The following is a 20,473-nucleotide window of genomic DNA, read 5'->3' on the forward strand; positions in this document are numbered from 1 at the left end:
TGCGAGTTTCTCTCATTGGCTGTCCTTGTTGTTTAGTTTTCAAAGACCATGGTTTAAACTTTGTTTCCAGCACCCGTTTGGGCCGGAATCACATCTTAGCATTTTCAACTCGCGTTGTCAATCACTAATTTGTTTCATACAGATGGATCCAGTTTGAAGGTATCTTCTGATCAATCTGTGCGTCGTTTAGGCGCTTTGTTAGAATACCCTTTTTTACTCGTGTTGTCTACTGTTATTTTTATCCATTATCATTTATTACTCCCTTATTGGACTTTTTAAGATAGTTCTCTCGTTATATCCTTGCTCCCTGCTGCATCATAAACATTTTGTGATAGAGCCCTTCTTTAACTAAAAGCTCTGGATGTGTACCCTGTTCGATAATTTTCCCATTGTGGAGGACCAAAATCAAGTCTGCATCCTGGATTGTGGAAAGCCGATGAGCAATCGCTATCGTCGTACGTCCCTTGCGCATTTTTCCTAAGGCCGTTTGAATGGCCTCTTCGGTTTCAGTATCGACACTGGCGGTTGCTTCATCTAAAACAAGGATTTTTGGGTTACCAGCCATTGTCCGAGCAAAGCATATAAGTTGACGCTGACCGCTCGACAAAGTAGCCCCCCGCTCCCCGATTGGTTCTGCAAAGCCCTGAGGAAGTTTTTGAATAAATTCATCGGCTTGAACAAATAGTGCAGCATCTTCCACGTCTTGCTTACTCACGACTGGCCTAGAAAGCGCAATGTTTTTAGTGATATCTCCCACAAATAAAAATGGATCTTGGGCCACAAGTCCAACTCTCGATCGCAACTCATCCTCGGAAAACTCAGATAGAGATACCCCATCGATAAGTATTTCCCCACGAGTGACCTGATAGAAGCGCATGATGAGATTGGCGACCGTGCTTTTACCACTTCCAGTATGCCCTACTAAAGCGACGGTCTGTCCTGGATAAGCGATAAAACTAATTTTTTTCAAGACATCTGATCGATCGTCAGATAAAACGTCGTAAGAAAAACTAACATCCTTAAATTCAATCTGGCCATTTAGAATCGAAGGAGGCTCTGGACCGCTGGGGATAATAGGAGTTAAACGGACATCATCCAAAATCTCAAAGACCCGTTCGGCTGCTACCAACGATTGCTGAACCTGAGACAACCTCTGCATCATCATATTCACGGGTTCAAAGAAGCGATCCAGATAGTTTATGAAGGCATAGAGTACGCCAATTTGAATCGGTCCTTTCAACGACTGAAACCCAAAGAAGTCTAAAACAAGCACGAGGGCAACGGTATAAATTAAATCAACAGCTGGTCGGACAAACAGGCTTTCTAAGCGAATATTGTTAATGGCTGCATTGTAGTAGGCACTATTTATGACACTAAACTCTTGCCGGAAGCGCTTTTCCTGACGCATGGCCTGTACGATAGTCATCCCTTGGATAGATTCATTGAGTTTGGCATTGAGAAGACTCAGTTCTTTTCGCATAGTCCGATAAACTTTTGTGCTCAACCTTCGGTACATATACATCAAGCAAAGAATTGCAGGAAGCAAGACCAGGAAAAACGTGGCCAGTCGAACATCCAAACTAAACATGGCAATAAAAATACCAATTAGAAATACAAAGTTTTGCACTAAAGTCGAGAGAACACCTACGAATAATTCCTTGATCGCCTCAGTGTCATTAGTAATTCGTGAAACCAAGGCCCCGCTCGGAGTTTTGTCAAAAACCATAAGGCCAAGGCGTTGAACATGGTTAAAGATATCGACCCGTAATTGTTGGATCACCTTCAGTGCAATCATATTAAAGCTGACGAGCTGATAATAGTGTAAACCTACTGAAAGAAGATGAAGTCCCAAATACCCGCCTCCTAGGAGCACTAGCTCGCGTGTATCGAACGAACGTGGTATTAGATGACGATCAAGAAAGACTTTGACCAAGATTGGACCGATGACATCGGCAAAGGTGGCTAACAGTAAGATCACCGAGGCAACACTTAACGCTTTATAGTGGGGTCTGAGATATTGAAGTAAGCGCCGAATCACCATATCATGCTCCCCCTTGCTCAATTAGAGACTCTAACTGCTGACTTCGGTAAGTGGAAGCATACCATCCCTCAACAGCCATAAGTTCGGCATGAGAGCCGTATTCAGTAATTTGTCGATTCTGTAGAACAATGATTAAGTCCGCATGTTCAATAGCACTCAAACGATGAGATGAAATCAGAGTTGTCTTTTGGGACCGTTTTTCTTTTAAGCCTTGTAAAATAGCCTTTTCAGTTCTGGCGTCTACAGCGGACAGTGAATCATCTAAAATAAGGATTTCCGGTTCGAGTAAGAGAGCGCGTGCAATCGATATGCGCTGTTTTTGACCTCCTGAAAGGGTTACGCCCCGGTCCCCAACCAAGGTGCCATATTTATCTGGGAAATGTAGGATATCCTCGTGGATGGCGGCAATATCAGCAACTGCTTGGATTTCCTCCAGCATTGCTTCCGGTTTCCCGAAGGCAATGTTTTCAGCAATCGTCGTTGAAAACAAAAAGTGATCCTGAGGAACATAACCAATTGCTGCCCGCAAGGCTCCGAGCTTCAGGTGATAAATTGAGACACCGCCGATTTTAATGTCCCCCTCAGATAGATCAAATTCCCGCATAAGGAGACGGAAAAACGTGGACTTTCCACTCCCTGTTTTTCCTACGATGCCCAAGGTTTGCCCCTGCGTGACCACTACGTCAATTTTATTAAGAACCCACGAATTAGTTCCTGGATAAGCAAATGAGGCCATCTCATACGTCACTTGTCCGCTGGGAACTCGATCCATTGCCCCCTCCTGTTCACGAATTTCTTTTTTAACTTTAAGTAGCGTATTCACCCGATCATAAGACGCTCGCCCACGTTCTAGAATGTTAAAGAGCCAGCCAAAAGCTAACATAGGCCAAATAAACTGTCCGAGATAAATCGTAAACTGAGTGAGCTGGCCAAAGGTCAACTTCTCGTTCACTACTTCTCTCGCTCCAAAGGCAATGGCGAGGAAAAAGGAAATTCCAATAATCAATTGGATGGTCGGATCAAAGAGCGCATCCACTTTCGCTACGGCGATATTCTTATCCACGACGTCGGCGGATAACGTTCGAAAGGCTTCTTTTTCCGCTTCTTCCCCCCCGAACGCTTTAACCACTCTGACCCCAGAAATGTTTTCCAGAACTTTGTCATTAAGATCGGAAAAAGCTGCCTGTGCCTGATGGAACCTTTTATGGAGCATTGTACCATAATGGCTGGTGGCCCAGGCCATTAGTGGCATAGGCAGTAAGGTTATAAGGGTAAGTTTCCAACTGATAAAAAAGGCCATAGAAAAAACGACCAGGCTCCCTGTCGTCAGGGAATCGACAAACGTCAGAACCCCCATCCCGGCCGTCATTTCGATCGCTTGAATATCGTTTGTGGCATGAGCCATTAGATCTCCAGTTCGATGCTCCTGATAAAACTGCGGCGATAAGCAGGTAAAATGTTCAAAAAGCTGCTTCCTTAGCAACCGTCCGAGCCGACTCGACGCCCCGAAAATTAGCAAACGCCAGATATATCGTAATCCGTAAGATGTTAACCCCGCAGTTAAAAGAAGCAAAGACCACTTGTACAAAATTCCTTGGGTAAGATTTTCTTTACTCATTCCGTCTACGATAACCCGCACCGAATAGGGAGGAAACAGATTGATTAGAGCTACACTTACCAACACTAAAATACCTATACAGTAGCTTTTCTTTTCTTGTTTGAAAAACCACATTAGCTCTCTAAAAAGAAGCATATACTCTCCCCTTAAATTTTCTAAATCAAAATGCCAACCTATTCTAACGTAGGGGCTCTTAAGTACAAACTTATGCGACAAAACCTACCTACTGTCGTGAGTTTTTATAAGCAAGAAAATAATTATACAACGATGTATAAACAAAACATACCAGTGTACATGTTCAGCACTTGGATATATTAGAATCACAATGGTTTAAATTAACTTCTTGTTGTTAGTAGCAACCTTTACAAGTAGTTAAACTAATCCATTGTTTGAAATATATGAGGGGGAGCTTAAACACTCTCCCTTTTAAATCCCGAATTTAATTCAAAGATCACGCTTATTAGCATTTAAAAATAATGTTTTTATTCCCATGTCATAATTTCGAAAAATGTTTTCGACTTTACGACAGGTATCTGATCAATGAAACTTGTTAATTTGGAGAATATCTAAAAGCCTAGTTTTCAAACGCTAATTTGATCATTAATCTTGTTACTTTTTAATACGTTAGGGATGTGAAATTAGGAGGAGAGCTTTCGTGAAAATTATTAGTTCTAAGGTCTTTCAGGGTAGAAATATATATTCACGCAAAAAGTGCATAAGATTAAACCTAGATTTAGAAGGTTATAGTGAAATTCCAAGTAAAGAAATTAATGGGTTTAATCAAAATTTAGTAAGTATGTTGCCAGAGCTTACTAAGCATCGATGTGGAATAGATGAAGATCTAGGCTTTATTAAAAGACTTACTGAGGGAACTTATTTGGCACATGTATCAGAGCATATCATAATAGCACTCCACAATATGCTTGGTTTAGAAATAAGTTATGGAAAAGCTCGGGAGATATCCGGAGAGAATTATTATGTCATTTATCAATATGAATATATGAATACAGGGCTAGAGGCTGGGAATATAGCAGTTGATCTCATTAACTCGTTAGTAAATAAAGAGCCGTTCGATTTAGACTTGAGATTAACTAGGTTAAAGGAACTATTATTAAGTGAACAACTGGGATTAAGTACACTCGATATTTGTAACGAGGCAAGGAAACGGGGAATTCCTGTATTAAAGATCGGCGAAGAAAGCATATTTCAATTAGGTTATGGAAAACACTCAAAAACGATACAAGCAACCTTGGGTAGTGATACAAAGGAAATAGCTGTAAGTATTGCACAGGATAAATTATTAACGAAAGAATTACTGAGCTTGCATTGTATACCTGTAGCAAATGGCATCAAAGTAGGGCGAAAAATCGATGCCATTTTAGGGGCTAAGGATATTGGTTATCCAGTGGTACTTAAACCTCAGTTTGGAAACCAAGGCAAGGGAGTTATTGCCAATATAAAAGATGAGATAGCGTTATCAAATGCTTATGAACGTTTAATTAAAGATTACAAATGCCTAATAATCGAAAAGCATATAAGTGGGAAAGACTATAGAGTATGCAGTGTTTATGGTGATATAGTTGCAGTTTCAGAAAGAATTCCTCCACATATCATAGGAGATGGAATAAATTCTATTGAGAAGCTTATACGTAATACTAATGAGGATATTCGCAGAGGTGAGGGCCACGAAAAGGAATTAACTAAGATTAAAATAGATGAGATACTTATAGCCCACTTAGATCAAAAGAATTATTCATTAGAGTCTGTCCTTCCCAAAGATGAAACGATAACTTTAAAAGATAATGCAAATTTATCGACGGGTGGTTTTGCTATAGATTGTACTGATTTAATATGTGAGGAGAATATTGAACTATGCAAAAGGGCTGCGAGTGCTATTGGACTGGATATTTGTGGTATAGATTTACTATGTCAAGATATTAGTAAACCTCTGAATGAAGGAGGAGCCATTATAGAAATAAATGCTGCACCTGGTATTCGAATGCATCATAATCCATATAGTGGAACAAAACGCAATGTAGCAGGACATATTGTTGATAAATTATTTAAGGATAGCGCAGAAAAAACTCCCTTAGTATCAATCACAGGTACAAATGGGAAAACCACGACCACTAGACTTATTGCCCACATACTTTCAATTGCAGGATACACGGTTGGCATGACCACAACTGGTGGAATTTATATTGGTGGGAAATGTATCTTTAAAGGTGATACCACCGGTCCAAAGAGCGCTTTAGCTGTACTCATGAATAAGGATATTGATGCAGCAGTCCTGGAAACTGCCAGGGGGGGGATAATAAAAGGAGGATTAGCCTATGACGTTGCCGATGTCGGAGTTATCACAAACATAACTCAGGATCACCTTGGAATAGATGAGGTGGAAACTATGGAAGACTTGGCAAAAGTTAAGGCGCTGGTGGGAGAAGCAGTTAAGGACGATGGCTATGTTGTTATTAATGGGGATGATAAGATGAGTATACGTATCTTGCCCCGCTTAAAGGGTCATCCTATTATATTTTCTCATGACAAGGATAATGTAGTTCTGCAAGCTTACATGAGAAACGGTGGGTATGGTGTCTATGTCGATGAGGGTAATATAATCATCCAGAAAGGCTCTCATTCTGAAGCGTTAATCGAAATAAAAAATATAGGGATTACGTTAAAAGGCATTCTCAAATATAACATTGAAAATGCAATGGCTTCCTGTGCTGCTGCAATAGGACTAGGTATTGATTATAAGACGATTAGACAGGGCTTAATGTCCTTTTACTGTAATCAAAACCCGGGAAGATTCAATATGTATCTTGTCAATAATAAAAGGGTCATATTAGACTATGGCCATAATAAAGAAGGCTATAATTGTGTGCTAGATGGACTTAAGTATATCGAACATAATAAACTTATAGGAGTCATTGGAGTACCAGGCGATAGACCAGACAGCGATATAGTCGAAGTCGGTAAATGTGCCGGAGAGAACTTTGATTATATTTTTATAAAGGAAGATATGGAAAGAAGAGGCCGAGCTAAGGGTGAGGTAGCAGATCTCCTGGAGAAAGGTGTCATGGCATCAAAATTTCACAGCAAGAACATTAGAAAAATTCCAGAGGAGACGGAAGCCTTTAAAGCAGCTTTAGATCTTGCAGATCCTGAAGATATTGTCATTGTCTTCTTCGAGAAGTCTGAACCTCTTATTGATATAATGAGAAGCAAACTTGATGAAACAAATCTCGTTGCATTAGCTAAATAAATTTAATACAAACATAATAGCTTATTATGCTTCGCATTAATAAATAAGTTATTTGCGGACTTTAGCCAATAACTGTGATCGCTTTGCGGACTTAGCTTTTTCATAGTTACTCTTAATAGCACCTAGGATATCGGTAGAAAGATTATTTGCAACAAGTTCAGCCTGCATAGCATTTAGGGTACTGTAAAATTGACTGTCTATGCTAGCCTCAAGCATAGTTCCTGCTTGAAGATATTTTTGAACCAGCTCTGGACGGTTCAATGTGCCTGCTTTACTGCCCTGCACATACTCCTGAATTGCCGTTGAATACAAAGTATCTAAACGGCTCAAGGCTACACTCTGCAAATGGTTAAACTGAGGCTTATACTTATTGTTTAGTTCGTCTTGCGTAATCGACTTCGCAACAATAGTTTCATTCTCAGGAGCTGAAGTTGTCACTATTTTGGCTTCCTCCTGCTCTTTTGACTTTTTCATCATAGAAACAATCGTTGGACTATCAATCTTCTTTGCTAAATCCCCCACTGATTTCACATTATTAACGGGTCCTGAATTATTAACTACGTTCTCATCATCAAACGAACTAAAAAAATCAGTCCCAAACTGATTATTAAGTTGTTGTTGAATTTTCGGGTCAGGCTTAAAATATTTATTGTATCCCCAAAAGCCGACCAGAGCTATAAACAGGACCAAGATACCTGTAATTTTCAGAAACTTCTTTTTCATAATTTCTCCCTACAAATTAATGTTTAATGCTTATCAGATATCTCTTAAATTATATACTCTCAGACTTTGTTTTGGAAAGACTAGCAGATAGAATCTTTGATTAGGAAATTTTCTGGTTGTCGGCAAATACTTGATGAAGAAGAAATTTCAAGTATTGTGCCGTACGGAATTAAGAAGGAGTGACGCGATCTGTGTCGAATAATGCAAATAGTATTGTAACTTCAAAACGATTAACTGATGCTCATATGGTAATGAAACAAACAGCAAGATTTAATATATGAGTAAATGGAGATAAGGGGCTTTCAATGAATGTCGAAGTTTTATTTACTAATAAGAAACTATGTGTAGGTTGTAATAAATGCATTGCTAAATGCCCTGTCAAAGCAAACGTAGCGTTCTTATATAAAGGTGAAAATAGGGTTAAAATTGATCATTTGAAATGCATTCACTGTGGGGCATGTATAGATGTATGTGATCATAATGCCCGAGACTTCACGGATGATACTGAGAGGTTTTTTGCTAACTTAACACGGGGTATTGGTATTTCTGTCATCGCCGCTCCGTCGATCCGATTTAATTTTCCCAATTATAAACGGTTATTTGGTTATTTAAAGTCTTTAGGGGTAACGCTTATTTACGATGTGTCGATCGGTGCAGATATCACGACTTGGGCTTATCTGAAAACCATTGATGAGCTGAAACTAGATTCAATTATTGCTCAACCCTGTCCTGTGATCGTGAATTACATTCAAAAATACCACTCTGAATTAATTAAATACCTTGCCCCACTCCAAAGCCCCATGATGTGCACGGCAATTTACTTAAAAAAATACAAAGGGATCGTCGATAAGATAGCCTTCTTGTCTCCTTGCATCGGCAAAATCGATGAAATCCAAGAAATAAATACCATGGGGCTTGTTAACTATAACGTTACCTATCAAAAAATGGAGGTTTATTTTGAAAAGAATCATATTAACCTCAACGATTACCCAGAGGTAGATTATGAGGATAGTGGGTGTGGGATTGGGTTAACCTTTAGTCGCCCAGGTGGACTCCGAGAAAACATAGAATTACAATTTGGTGGCGCGTGGATACGACAAGTAGAAGGTCCAGAACCTGCCTATCGTTATCTAGATGAATACGCCAAACGAGTTCAGGAAAGCAAGTCATTGCCACTGATTGTCGACATACTGAACTGTACGGGAGGGTGCAATATTGGTACTGGAACGTGTAAATTAACGACTATTGATGATGTGGATTATAAAATGAATGAACTAAAAAAGGCCAAATTGGCCAAGCATATCAAAAATCTGCCTAAGGGAGAAATCCCGTTGGTTTTTGAGTTGTTTGAATATAAACTCCGACTTCCGGACTTTACCAGGCAATATGAAGATAAGTCGCATCTCATAATCCATGAAGAGACAACTAATCTCGAACCGATCTTCACACAGTTACATAAAACGACAGAAGCATCCCGGAATGTGAATTGTTTCTCCTGTGGTTTCGGCAATTGCCACGACTTCGCAAAAGCAGTGGCATTAAGGACAAACCATGTAGGCAATTGCATTGACTTTAACCGTCAAGAGTTAGTGAGCGAAAAAGTACACCTTTCTGAAACGAACAAGGAAGTTAAGCAACTTCATTACTTAGCGACCCATGATTTCCTGACGAACATACCCAATCGCTATTACCTAGAGGAATACCTAAATATGTTGATTCATAGCGAAGGGGGATTTCAAAATGAGAGCGCACTCCTATTTATAGATCTTGATAACTTCAAAGTCGTTAACGACTCGTTTGGACATTCAAGTGGGGATCAGATACTCCTTGATTTTGTGGCTAGATTAAAGCAGAATTTGGGACAAGACGCTTTTCTGGCTAGACTTGGTGGCGATGAATTTGCTGTCGTGTTGAGAGATACAAGACTAGAAAAAGCGCGTGCAGTCGCCAATCAATTAGTACAGGCTTTGCAGATCGATGAATTTATCGTAAAAGGCCATCAGGTGACGATTAAAATCACAGCGAGTATCGGAATTATGATGATTGATGGCACACAGGATACACAATCACTTTTTTCATATGCTGACGTCGCCTTATATACCGCCAAGGACGAGGGTAAGAATCGGATTAGTATAATTCATTCTGATGACGATATTGAACACTTATCAGAGTCCAATAATAAAATTCTGCAAATAAATGCTGCTTTAAAAGAAAATAGGTTTACGTTATACTTTCAACCCGTTTTTAAGATGGATGGAACAACCATCATTCATTACGAGGCCTTGTTAAGGATGATCGATCTCGAAGGAGGCCTTATTTTACCCAACGATTTTTTACCGATTGCTGAGCGTTTTGGACTGATGTCCCAAATTGATCGCTGGGTTGTTGATTCAGCGATTGAGATATTAGGCAAACATCCTGACTTATCAATTTTCGTAAACATCTCGGCATCGAGTCTTGGAGATATAGAATTACTGAAATTTATCGAGGGTAGAATTGAAAAGAGTGATCTTCAGCCCTTCCGAATCGGGTTTGAAATCACCGAGACGGCAGCAATCAGGGACTTAGATCAAGCAGAACATTGGATTAAGAGGTTAAAACTAATGAGTTGTAAGTTCGCCTTGGATGACTTCGGAGTCGGCTTTCTGACATTCACTCATCTACAAAGGTTGCCAGTAGATTATCTTAAACTAGATGGAACCTTTATTCGAAATCTCGACACTAGTCCCACTAATAATGCATTGGTCCAAGCCATCAATGCTGTTGCTCATGCCCTTGGTAAAGCGACCATTGCTGAATACGTTGAAAATGAGGATATATGGACAATTTTGCGTGAACTAGGGATAGATTATGGTCAAGGCTATTTTTTAGGAAAACCTCTCCCCTTCAATACACCAAGAAGTTGAACCACTTAGAAACATTTCGCTAAAAATAGCCGCCGCGTATGCGGAGGCTATTTTTGATTGGGCCCTCTTATAGTCTAGTATTCAAAAACATCGACTGGAACATCAAGAACTTAGGTGTCTCTATCGATTACGATCTCTACAACTGCCACAACATCAGGAACAATATTGCGCACGTAGTACCTAGCGGTAGCTACTTTGCCAGTATTGAAATCTTCTCCGTTTAAATATTTTCTGCGACATAATAAATTAGTTTTTCAGTACTCTCCCATCCAAGACAGGCATCCGTGATTGATTTTCCATAAATATTCTCCCCTATGCCTTGCTTACCTTCTATTAGATAGCTTTCAATCATGAGACCCTTGATCATCTTCTTAAGTAACGTATCATATTTCCTACTCATTAAGACTTCTCTTGCGATTCTTGGCTGTTCAGCATAACACTTCATAGAATTTGCATGGTTTGTGTCCACAATAATAGACGGATTTGACAATTGTAGTTTTTCATACTCGTTAGAAATGCGTATTAAATCCTCATAATGATAATTCGGGATATTTCTAGCATTAGAATCTACTGCACCTCTTAAAATAGCATGGGTGAGAGGATTACCGGTTGTTTCAATTTCCCAGCCATTATAAATAAAAGTATGACCCTGTTGTGCAGCTATGATCGAGTTCAACATAACTGAAAGGTCACCACTTGTAGGATTTTTCATACCTACTGGAGTATCGACACCACTCACTGTTAATCTGTGTTGCTGATTTTCGACGGAACGAGCCCCAATTGCAATATACCCTAAAACATCTGAGAGATAGGTATAGTTTTCCGGGTAGAGCATTTCATCCGCAGCGGGCATGTAAAATTCACATAATGATCTTAAATGCATTTTTCTGATGGCTTTTATTCCTTCAAATAAATCTGGCTTTTTGCTTGGGTCTGGTTGGTGCGCCATGCCTTTATACCCCTCACCCGTTGTTCGGGGCTTATTGGTATAGATTCTTGGAATAATTATAATTGAATCGCTTACTTTTTCCTGAACCCCAGCAAGTTTTTCAATATACTCGCAGACAGAGTCTTCATTATCCGCTGAACATGGACCTACTATAAGGATAAATCGATCATCCTTATCTTCAAAGATATTGCTTATTTCTATGTCTCTTTTTTCTTTAATATCTTTAATGTGCTTTGGCAAAGGAATTTGCTCTATAATCTCATCGGCAGTTGGGATTCGTTTCAGGAATTTAATACTCATTTTCATTTCTCCTTCGTAAAACCACCTATAGCTTCGCGGCATTGCTTGACTAGTATAACTTCAGTATAGAATTTTTCTCCTAGACTATCAATGTACTCAGTAAAGTATATTGTATTTGTTAAAGTAGTGCTTAATGTTACTTTTGCGATTTAGACATATTCTTAGAGAGTCTCGCACTACGTGGTGATGAACTGAGACATATCCCGGACACAACACTAAAGAGCCCTCCCACGGTAGAATGAATCTACTGAGGGAGGGCATTGACATGTTATGGGAATTTCAAAAGATCACATTTGCCGTGTTCTTATCCCCTTGTTTCGATTCGTTTTGCTCTAGTACTCGAAAACATCGATTGGAACATCAAGAGCTGAGGTGTCACCATCGATTACGATCTCTGCAACTGCCCATACATTAGGAACTACATTGCGCACGTAATACCTAGCGGTAGCTACTTTGCCGGTATAAAACTTATAATCAAAATGATCTGATCCCACGTCTTTGGCTTTTTTATCTGCCAATATAGCCTGATCAAGAATTTGGCGACCACAGAATAGTTGGGCTGTAGCCGTAAGGACACGGTGGGAATAGAGGGGAATCATGCTCATGTTAGTCTTGGAATATCCAGCCAGAGCCTTTAGCATCTCTTTGTAAGCATCAAGAGCCTTGCCCAAGTTAGCAAATTCCTTGTTTAAGGCTTCATTGCCTTTATTAGCTTCATAGAAATCGACGATTTCCTGTACCCAAGCGCCGAATATAGAGCCACCCTTCATATTCATTTTGCGGCCAACCAAATCTAGCGACTGTATAAAGTTAGTGCCTTCCCAGATGGAGTAGATCTTCATGTCGCGAGCGATTTGGGATACGGGATACTCTTCACAGTAACCATACCCGCCATAGGATTGGATCGCTTCGCCAATGAGCCACCAGCCTTCATCCGAAGGATAGGCCTTGCAAAGTGGGGTGGCTATTTCAATCAGATCGTTGGCAGCTTGCCTTACGGCCGGATCGGGATCACGATGCCTCTGGTCAAACGCGAGATAAACCCTATACATCATGGCTCGTATGGCTTCAATATGAGCTTTACCCATCATAAGAGTGCGCTTTATATCTTCATGGTTAATGATGGCAACCCGACCAGCCTTGGGATTCGTTAGAAGGCGACCCTGAACTCTTTCTTTAGCATTATCGCGGGCATTAGCAAAGGCGTTGATAATACAGGATAGAGCCATATGGCCGGTTTCCATACGGGCCATGTTCATCATTTGGAACATCTGAGCCATACCTTCGCCCTTGCCTTCGTTTTCGCGAGGGTCAATACCCAGCAACCAGCCGCGACAATTTCCGTTTTCCCCGGCAGCTAAAGCGGCCGTGACAGAACCATGCTGTCCCATCTTATGCTCTACTCCAGTGTTCTCGAAATCGTTGTCTTCAAAGCTACCATCTTCGTTGACCCATAACTTAGGAACAACAAACAGTGAGATGCCGCTTGTACCCGGTTTGGCACCTTCAATACGAGCCAAGTAGAGGTGGATGATATTTTCAGTAAAATCATTATTTCCGCCAGTGATAAATATCTTATTCCCTTTGATTTTAAAAATCCGCGAATCGTCGGTCGGATAAGCCTTGGAAGAAATATCCCCTACATCAGTCCCAGCGCCAGGCTCGGTCAGACACATCGTTCCTGACCAGGTTCCGTCCATCATCTTAGGTAGAAACATCGCCTTCACTTTATCATCGCCAAAGCTCTGGATCAATCCGGCTGCCCCACTGGTCAGCAAAATGTAGGGCATAAAGGTTGGATTAGCAGCACCTATCAATTCCCATACGGCGGCATATAACATTTCCGGTAAGACCATAGCATCGGGTGAATTATCGATATTGCTAGTACCCCAGCCATCTTCCTGCAACTTATGGAAAAGAGGTCCAAAGCTAGGCGGGGTCGTTACTTTACCGTCATCAAAGGTCACTGGGTGAGTTTCGTTTTCATCGTTAGTCGGCTCAATGACTTCCTTGCACATTTTTAGAACGGGCTCCAGGATTGATTTAATATCATCTTTCGAATAGTAGTCAGCAAACTGCGGGTAGTTAAAAACTCCCTCAGTCGGAAGCCATTCTTGAATGATAAATTCAAAATCTCTAATATTATTCACGGCAAAATTAGAAGCCATGTTTACATCTCCTTCAGTTCGAATCGTTATTTTACACCCTTTTTAACTTCATTTACTCAAAAGAGGTAAGGCCTAAAAAACCATCACTCTCACGATAGATTTATAGAGGGGAAGCTCTATATATCTCTAGTCCACAGGGATGCCATCGCTGCTCCGCCACCTACGCAAAGCGAAGCTCCGCCTGTTGTCTTTCCAAGTCTTTCCAGTTCGTAGTAGAGACTGACAATGATGCGCAGTCCAGTAGCACCCACCGGATGTCCCAGCCCAATTCCAGAACCATTTGTGTTAATGTTGCCATCCTGCTCAAAGGTACCGATGTTCAACATAATACCTGCTTCATCTTTAATTTTTTTACCAACGCCAAGGACTTGGGCCGCAAAGGCTTCGTTAATTTCCCAGTAATCAACGTCTTCATACTTCATGCCTGCCTCTTTCAAACATTTAGGTATGGCAACCGCGGGGCCTAAACCCATGACGCGAGCTTCTACCCCTTCATCACAGACATTGATAAGTTTCATCAGAGGTTTAATTCCCAGTTCTTCAGCTTTTTTCTTAGTCATTAAGACGACTGCAGCTGCGGCGTCATTAAGACCAGAAGCGTTGGCAGCAGTGACCACTCCGTCTTTTTTAAAAGCGGGTTTAAGTTTAGCCATACTTTCGAGACTTGCTCCCCGAATAGGATGCTCGTCATGCGTGAACACGTACTCTTTCTTCCCCTTTTTGACGGGAACAGGAACAATCTCTCTCTCGAAACGACCTTCATCACTAGCCCTTACTGCTCTCTGATGGCTGAGAAGTGCTAAGGTATCGCATTCTTCTCGTGTAATTCCATACAGTTCAGCAATATTTTCAGCAGTTCCGCCCATGTGGGAACCGGCCAGTTGACAAACAAGTCCATCGGCTAACATGGCGTCCTGAAGTTTGACATCCCCCATTCTTGCACCCCATCTAGACGTCGTAGAGATATACGGGATATTACTCATACTTTCTGTACCGGTGACTAGGGCAATATCGTATTTACCCAGTTGCAGTTTCATAGCAGCAATTTCCACCGCTCTCATGGCTGATGCGCAATTCTGGTTGACCATGCAAGCACTCGATTTGGGATCCATTCCTATTTCCATAGCCACAATACGGGGTGGACAAGAGCCATTACCATGACCTAAGCACATTCCAGACACGATTTCATCCACCTGTTTCGGCTCAATTCCCGCACGCTTAATAGCCTCAGCAGCAACTATCTTTGTCAATTCATTGGCCGATACTGGTTGGAGCGAACCTCCATAAGCACCAATCGGTGTTCTACAAGCGCTAACCATTACAACATCATTAAGTTCGATTGCCATAAATCAATTACCCCTTTATTAAGTTTATACTTAGAATTTGGGTGATCTACTGTCTTAGGATATCTTGTTGGATCTTACCCAAATTTTATTGGCCTCCGCTTCTTTGATGAGTTCCTCGCGTAAATCAGGATGAGCAATATTTATCAAAGCTTCGGCTCTTTCCCACGTACTCTTTGCCTTAAGCATGGCTATACCGTATTCAGTGACCACATAATAATTGATACTCCTAGGAACGGTCACAATCGCCCCCTGCGTCAGAGTGGGCTTGATACGTGATTGCATCTTTCCCTCTTTATCCGTGAAGGTAGAGGTAAGACAGATCAGGCCCTTACCTCCCTTGGATTTATAGGAGCCATAAATATAGTCTAACTGGCCGCCGGTTCCTGAAATATGCCTAATTCCTGATGACTCTGATGCGACCTGACCAAAGAGATCCACTTCTATCGCGTTGTTAATGCAGATCATGTTGTCATTTTGACAAATTATATCTGGATCGTTAGTATAATCGACCGGGTAACTTGCACAATTTGGATTATTATTTAAAAAATTATAGAGCTTATTGCTACCCATGGCAAAGGTATAGACCATCTTACCTTTGTCTAATTGTTTGCGCAGGCCATTAATTCTTCCAGCTTCGTACATATCCACAAATGAATCTACTAGCATTTCGGTATGAACGCCTAGGTCTTTTAAATCTGATTGGGCTATCATGGCACCCACTGCATTAGGCATAGCTCCAATCCCTAACTGCAGGCAGGCACCATCCTCGATTTGTCCTAGAATTATTGAGGCGATTGTTTTATCCACATCGGATATCGATGCTGCAGGAAGCTGAATCAGGGGTCGATTGTCGCCCTGAACAAAATAGTCTATTTCGGATACATGTAAGGTCTCCCTTGAGCCACCCAGGCATCTCGGTACGGACTCATTGACTTCGGCAATCACTATTTTAGCAGCGTCACAGACAGCATGAGTAATGGAATTAGAGGTCCCCAAGTTCACATAGCCATGTTGATCGGGAGGCGTAACCTTGATCAAGGCTACGTCAACAGGGACATAACCCCGGTCATAAAAACTGGGGCCTTCGTGATAGTTGAGCGGTATATAGTTGCACAAATTTTTATCATGGAGCTTTCTACTCGCTCCACTGAAGTGCCAGTCATTATAAATGAAATGCTTTCTTTCCGGATCATTGATAACCGTTTGCGGTGGAAAAGGACAGGTAACGGTTCGAATGATGACCCCTTCTAATTCATCTTTTCTCTTGGCCAAAGCTGCATCCAACACATGAGAAGCCATCATAAATTCTCCGTAATGAACAAGATCGCCTGATTTAACAACCTTTACCGCCTCATCAGCCGAGACGAATTTGCGCTCGTACTCGCTCTTATAATCCAAGTCAACCCCTCCTTATGAATGAACGATTTCCAAGAATCCCCCGCCAAAGCTTAAGTCCCAATATTCAGTCTTTTCTTGTCAAATTCACGTTTCGAAGATTTGGACTATATCACCCTATGACCATTCTTTTCACTTAGTCTGTTCCCTTAACTATCTGTATGCGCTTGGTTGGCACCACAGAAATATTGTTCGACCAATAAATCATCCATGAATCAGTCGCATCACGCTATTTTTGCCTCTACTAGGCTGTAGCATGATTTAAGTGTTACTTACCCATAAACTTCGGTTTTCTTTTTTCAACAAAAGCACTCATTCCTTCAGACTTATCAGCGGTAGCACAGCACATCCCGAACATATCCGACTCAATGCTCATAGCAGTTTCAATATCGACCTGCAAGCCTTTATTGATGGCAAATTTGGCATAACCAACTGCAAGTGGAGCCTTGGCGGCAATTTTCCTGGCAAGTTTCTTGGCTTGGTCCATCAACTGGTCGAGAGGATAAACATGGTTGACCAAACCTAAGCGGTACGCTTCTTGGGCATTGATTACCTCGGCGGTGAACGTAAGTTCTTTAGCACGCCCTTCACCTATCAAACGCGGAAGCCTTTGTGTTCCTCCAAAGCCGGGTATAACGCCAAGCCCTACTTCAGGTAAAGCAAAAACTGCAGTTTCCGAGGCTAGTCTCATGTCGCAAGACATGGCCAATTCACACCCCCCGCCCAGTGCAAAGCCGTTGACAGCTGCGATAACAGGTTTTTCCAGAAGTTCAAACTGCCGCATTACTCGTTCTCCTAGATCTGAGAAGAATCTTCCCTCAGCTGGAGAAAGTGGAAGTATAAACGAGATGTCAGCCCCGGCCACAAATGATTTGTCCCCCATTCCAGTCACGATCATAACCTTGACGTTTGGATCCGCTTTTACCTCTTTAATAGCTTCTTCCAACTCGTATAAGGCTTCAGCGTTGAGAGCATTCATGGCTTTAGGTCGGTTAATATAAAGTATGGCTAGATCATCTTCTTTTTCCAAAATGAGGTTATCGAATTGCATAGTTAGACCTTCCCTCCGTGCGCACTCGTGTGTCGCTCGAATTATCCATCTATAGCTCGCTGATTCTACCTACTAATTGTAGTCATAGAAGCCCTTGCCAGTCTTCTTGCCTAGGTGTCCAGCCCGTACTTTTTGTCTAAATGCCAACGATGGACGGTATTTGGAATCGGCAAATTCTTTGACGAAAAATTCGCAGACTGCCAAAATAATATCGATTCCAACCAGGTCTGCCAACTCCAAGGGACCCATAGGCATTCCTGCACCCAGTTTCATAGCCTTATCGATTTCTGCAGCTGAAGCGATACCTTCCTGGAAAACGTTAGCAGCTTCATTTATATAGGGAACCAAGATACGGTTAACAATGAAGCCAGGACTTTCTTTAGCGAGTACTGGTTCTTTGCCAATTTTCTTGGCCAATTCTATGACTGTTTGCACAACATCTTCGGTTGTTACAACGCCCGGAATTACTTCCACTAATTTCATCATGACTACCGGATTGAAGAAATGCATTCCCAACACTTTGTCAGGTCGGTTGGTAGCTGCCGCGATTTCCGTAATACTTAGCGCTGAGGTATTGGTCGCTAAAATGGCATCAGCCTTACAAATATCACCCAGTTGCTTTTGGACTTTTTTCTTTATCTCAATGTTCTCTACAATCGCTTCGATGACAATATCGACATCGCTAAAATCGTTAATATCTGTACTGCTTACGAGCAGAGCCTTATAATCAGCTACGGTTTCGGCGGTCAATTTCCCTTTTTCCACCGCTTTAGCCCATGCTTTGTTTAACCCATTAACGGCCTTTTCCACTATTTCTGGTACTACATCTATTAAAACCACACTATATCCTGCTTGAACGCTTACTTGAGCAATTCCCGCGCCCATGGTGCCAGCCCCTAATACGCCGATTTTCTTAATTTTCACCATTCTCCTCCTCTACATCCTTGATAGAAACGTAGCCTCCTAGCGTGTTACCTCTCACCTCCTTAGCTCTTCTTGTACAGTTTATTAAGCAATAAGCATGCCAACCACGCCAAGATTATTTTAAAAAGCTAAAAAGCCGTATTCTCGGCCATGCGAAGATACGGCTTAGCATTAATTCAGAGATAATAAATTGCTAGGGTCCCAAAATGAGACTATTTTTATCAGAACCAGGGTTGCAAAAAGCGACTATAGTACCAATCGCCGCTATGATAGGCTAAGGAAACCGAAAGAAAAATATAAGTTTGTAATGTTGAAAATTGGGGATAAAGCCCTTAGTAATCAGAGATTAAATTATACTTTCTTAATTTACGGTACAAAACCGATTTATTTAGACCTAGAATTTTAGCGGTTTGAGCCTTGTTATTGTAAGTATTCTGTAAAACCCTCCGGATGGTTTCCTCTTCCAGTTTTCCCACCGCTTCACCGAGGTTATCAACGCTCTTAACGCTAATGGGCTCGATGCTTGGCACAGGTCGCAACACTGTTCTCGATAACGAAGGAAAAAACTCAGGGGTAAGACAAGAGTCTTGATTCAAGTCTGCCAGGTTAATGGCCCTCTCCAGTAAATTTTCCAACTCCCGTACATTACCCGGCCAATCATAGCTACAAAGTAGCTGTAATGCTTCTTCAGATACGTTCTCTACTTGGGTATGTAAACGCTGGTTCAATTTAGGCAAGAGGTAGTTTATCAATAAATAAATATCCCGCGGTCGTTTACGCAGGGATGGAACATTTAGAGTTACCACATTCAAGCGATAATAGAGATCTTCTCTGAATGTACCTTTTTTCATCATCTCTTCCAGATTACGGTTGGTGGCTGCTATTACTTGAACATCCACCCGAATGGGTTTGGTCCCTCCCACCCGCTCAACTTCACGCTCCTGCAAAACGATGAGCAATTTGGCTTGCATGGCCAGAGGCATATCCCCAATTTCATCCAGAAATATCGTACCATGGTTGGCTATTTCAAATTTGCCCAGTTTTCCTCCCTTCCGCGCTCCCGTAAATGCTCCTTCTTCATAGCCAAACAACTCTGATTCCAAAAGATTGTCCGGCAACGCAGCGCAGTTCACCCTAACAAAGGGGCGATCCTTCCGCGGACTGGCCTGGTGAATGGCATTGGCGAAAAGTTCCTTGCCTGTACCACTTTCCCCCATGATTAGAACCGTCGATCCAGTATTCGAAGCTCGCTGGGCTATGGATTTTACATTACGAATGGTTTCATCCTCACCTACAATATTATTGAAACAATATTTAGAACTATATATACAACTGACTACATCCTTATATACAGTCAGTTCTCTTTCTAACTCTTTCAACTTTTTGGAAAGAATTTTTGCTCCCGCAGCTCCTAACACTAGGCTTTGCCCCATGGCTCCGATCAGTTTTTCATCTTTATATAAAGGCATACGAAAGACAATGGTATCATGACCATTTACCGGCCAATAATCAGCTAGATGTACCCCTCTGGTCCTTAATACCTCCGGAAGTCTAGAGTGAGGCGTAACCTCTAAGATGTGCTTGTTCAATACATCTTCTTCCTTCAGACCCAGTATTTCTAGATAGGTCTTGTTAACTTTGCTAATTCTGCCCAAGGTATCGACCAAAATGATTCCAATGTAGGGATTTTCCAGAATTCCATCCAAAATCTCAATAAATACCTCGTTTTTCAAGTCTTCCATCGGTCTACCCCCTCGTATCTTCTCCGATTCGTCCAACAATCACTT

The 20,473-nt window shown here is 41.5% G+C and carries 12 protein-coding genes; 2 read left to right on the forward strand and 10 right to left on the reverse strand.

Annotated elements, in window-relative coordinates; translation table 11 throughout:
* Nucleotides 1-292: 292 nt before the first annotated feature.
* Both E4K68_RS15650 and E4K68_RS15655 read right to left on the reverse strand, forming a co-directional pair.
* Nucleotides 293-2,041, reverse strand: coding sequence for an ABC transporter transmembrane domain-containing protein (locus tag E4K68_RS15650; RefSeq protein ID WP_135379865.1), 1,749 nt, complete (start codon nt 2,039-2,041; stop codon nt 293-295).
* Between the two features lies 1 nt (nt 2,042).
* Nucleotides 2,043-3,794, reverse strand: a complete 1,752-nt coding sequence (locus E4K68_RS15655) for an ABC transporter transmembrane domain-containing protein (protein ID WP_135379866.1) — start codon at nt 3,792-3,794, stop codon at nt 2,043-2,045.
* 520 nt (nt 3,795-4,314) lie between these two features.
* On the opposite strand from E4K68_RS15655, the gene cphA reads away from it, so the two are divergent.
* The gene (gene cphA, locus E4K68_RS15660; protein WP_135379867.1) at nt 4,315-6,924 is read left to right on the forward strand and encodes a cyanophycin synthetase; all 2,610 of its coding nucleotides are present in this window, start codon (nt 4,315-4,317) and stop codon (nt 6,922-6,924) included.
* Between the two features lie 48 nt (nt 6,925-6,972).
* Here cphA and E4K68_RS15665 read toward each other — a convergent pair whose 3' ends face one another.
* Nucleotides 6,973-7,647: a hypothetical protein gene (locus E4K68_RS15665; protein ID WP_135379868.1), complete on the reverse strand. Its 675-nt coding sequence runs from the start codon at nt 7,645-7,647 to the stop codon at nt 6,973-6,975.
* Nucleotides 7,648-7,952: 305 nt separating this feature from the next.
* On the opposite strand from E4K68_RS15665, the gene E4K68_RS15670 reads away from it, so the two are divergent.
* The gene (locus E4K68_RS15670; RefSeq protein WP_135379869.1) at nt 7,953-10,553 is read left to right on the forward strand and encodes an EAL domain-containing protein; all 2,601 of its coding nucleotides are present in this window, start codon (nt 7,953-7,955) and stop codon (nt 10,551-10,553) included.
* Nucleotides 10,554-10,773: 220 nt separating this feature from the next.
* Here E4K68_RS15670 and E4K68_RS15675 read toward each other — a convergent pair whose 3' ends face one another.
* The 7 genes from E4K68_RS15675 to E4K68_RS15705 all read right to left on the reverse strand — a co-directional run bounded on the left by E4K68_RS15675 (nt 10,774) and on the right by E4K68_RS15705 (nt 20,428).
* Complete coding sequence (locus tag E4K68_RS15675) at nt 10,774-11,802, reverse strand: 3-deoxy-7-phosphoheptulonate synthase (RefSeq protein ID WP_135379870.1); 1,029 nt, start codon at nt 11,800-11,802, stop codon at nt 10,774-10,776.
* A 332-nt stretch (nt 11,803-12,134) separates the two neighbouring features.
* Nucleotides 12,135-13,970, reverse strand: a complete 1,836-nt coding sequence (locus E4K68_RS15680; RefSeq protein WP_135379871.1) for an acyl-CoA dehydrogenase — start codon at nt 13,968-13,970, stop codon at nt 12,135-12,137.
* Nucleotides 13,971-14,086: 116 nt separating this feature from the next.
* A complete protein-coding gene (locus tag E4K68_RS15685; protein ID WP_135379872.1) occupies nt 14,087-15,316 on the reverse strand; it encodes a thiolase family protein in 1,230 nt (409 codons plus the stop codon).
* 54 nt (nt 15,317-15,370) lie between these two features.
* On the reverse strand, nt 15,371-16,714 hold the full coding sequence (locus tag E4K68_RS15690; RefSeq protein WP_135379873.1) for an acetyl-CoA hydrolase/transferase C-terminal domain-containing protein: 1,344 nt from the start codon (nt 16,712-16,714) through the stop codon (nt 15,371-15,373).
* A 265-nt stretch (nt 16,715-16,979) separates the two neighbouring features.
* Complete coding sequence (locus E4K68_RS15695; RefSeq protein WP_135379874.1) at nt 16,980-17,762, reverse strand: enoyl-CoA hydratase-related protein; 783 nt, start codon at nt 17,760-17,762, stop codon at nt 16,980-16,982.
* Between the two features lie 72 nt (nt 17,763-17,834).
* Nucleotides 17,835-18,686, reverse strand: a complete 852-nt coding sequence (locus E4K68_RS15700; RefSeq protein WP_135379875.1) for a 3-hydroxyacyl-CoA dehydrogenase NAD-binding domain-containing protein — start codon at nt 18,684-18,686, stop codon at nt 17,835-17,837.
* A 332-nt stretch (nt 18,687-19,018) separates the two neighbouring features.
* Entirely contained in the window at nt 19,019-20,428 is a 1,410-nt protein-coding gene (locus tag E4K68_RS15705) for a sigma 54-interacting transcriptional regulator (RefSeq protein WP_135379876.1), read from the reverse strand.
* Nucleotides 20,429-20,473 lie beyond the last annotated feature (45 nt).

The organism is Desulfosporosinus sp. Sb-LF (assembly GCF_004766055.1).
Taxonomy (GTDB): Bacteria; Bacillota; Desulfitobacteriia; order Desulfitobacteriales; family Desulfitobacteriaceae; genus Desulfosporosinus.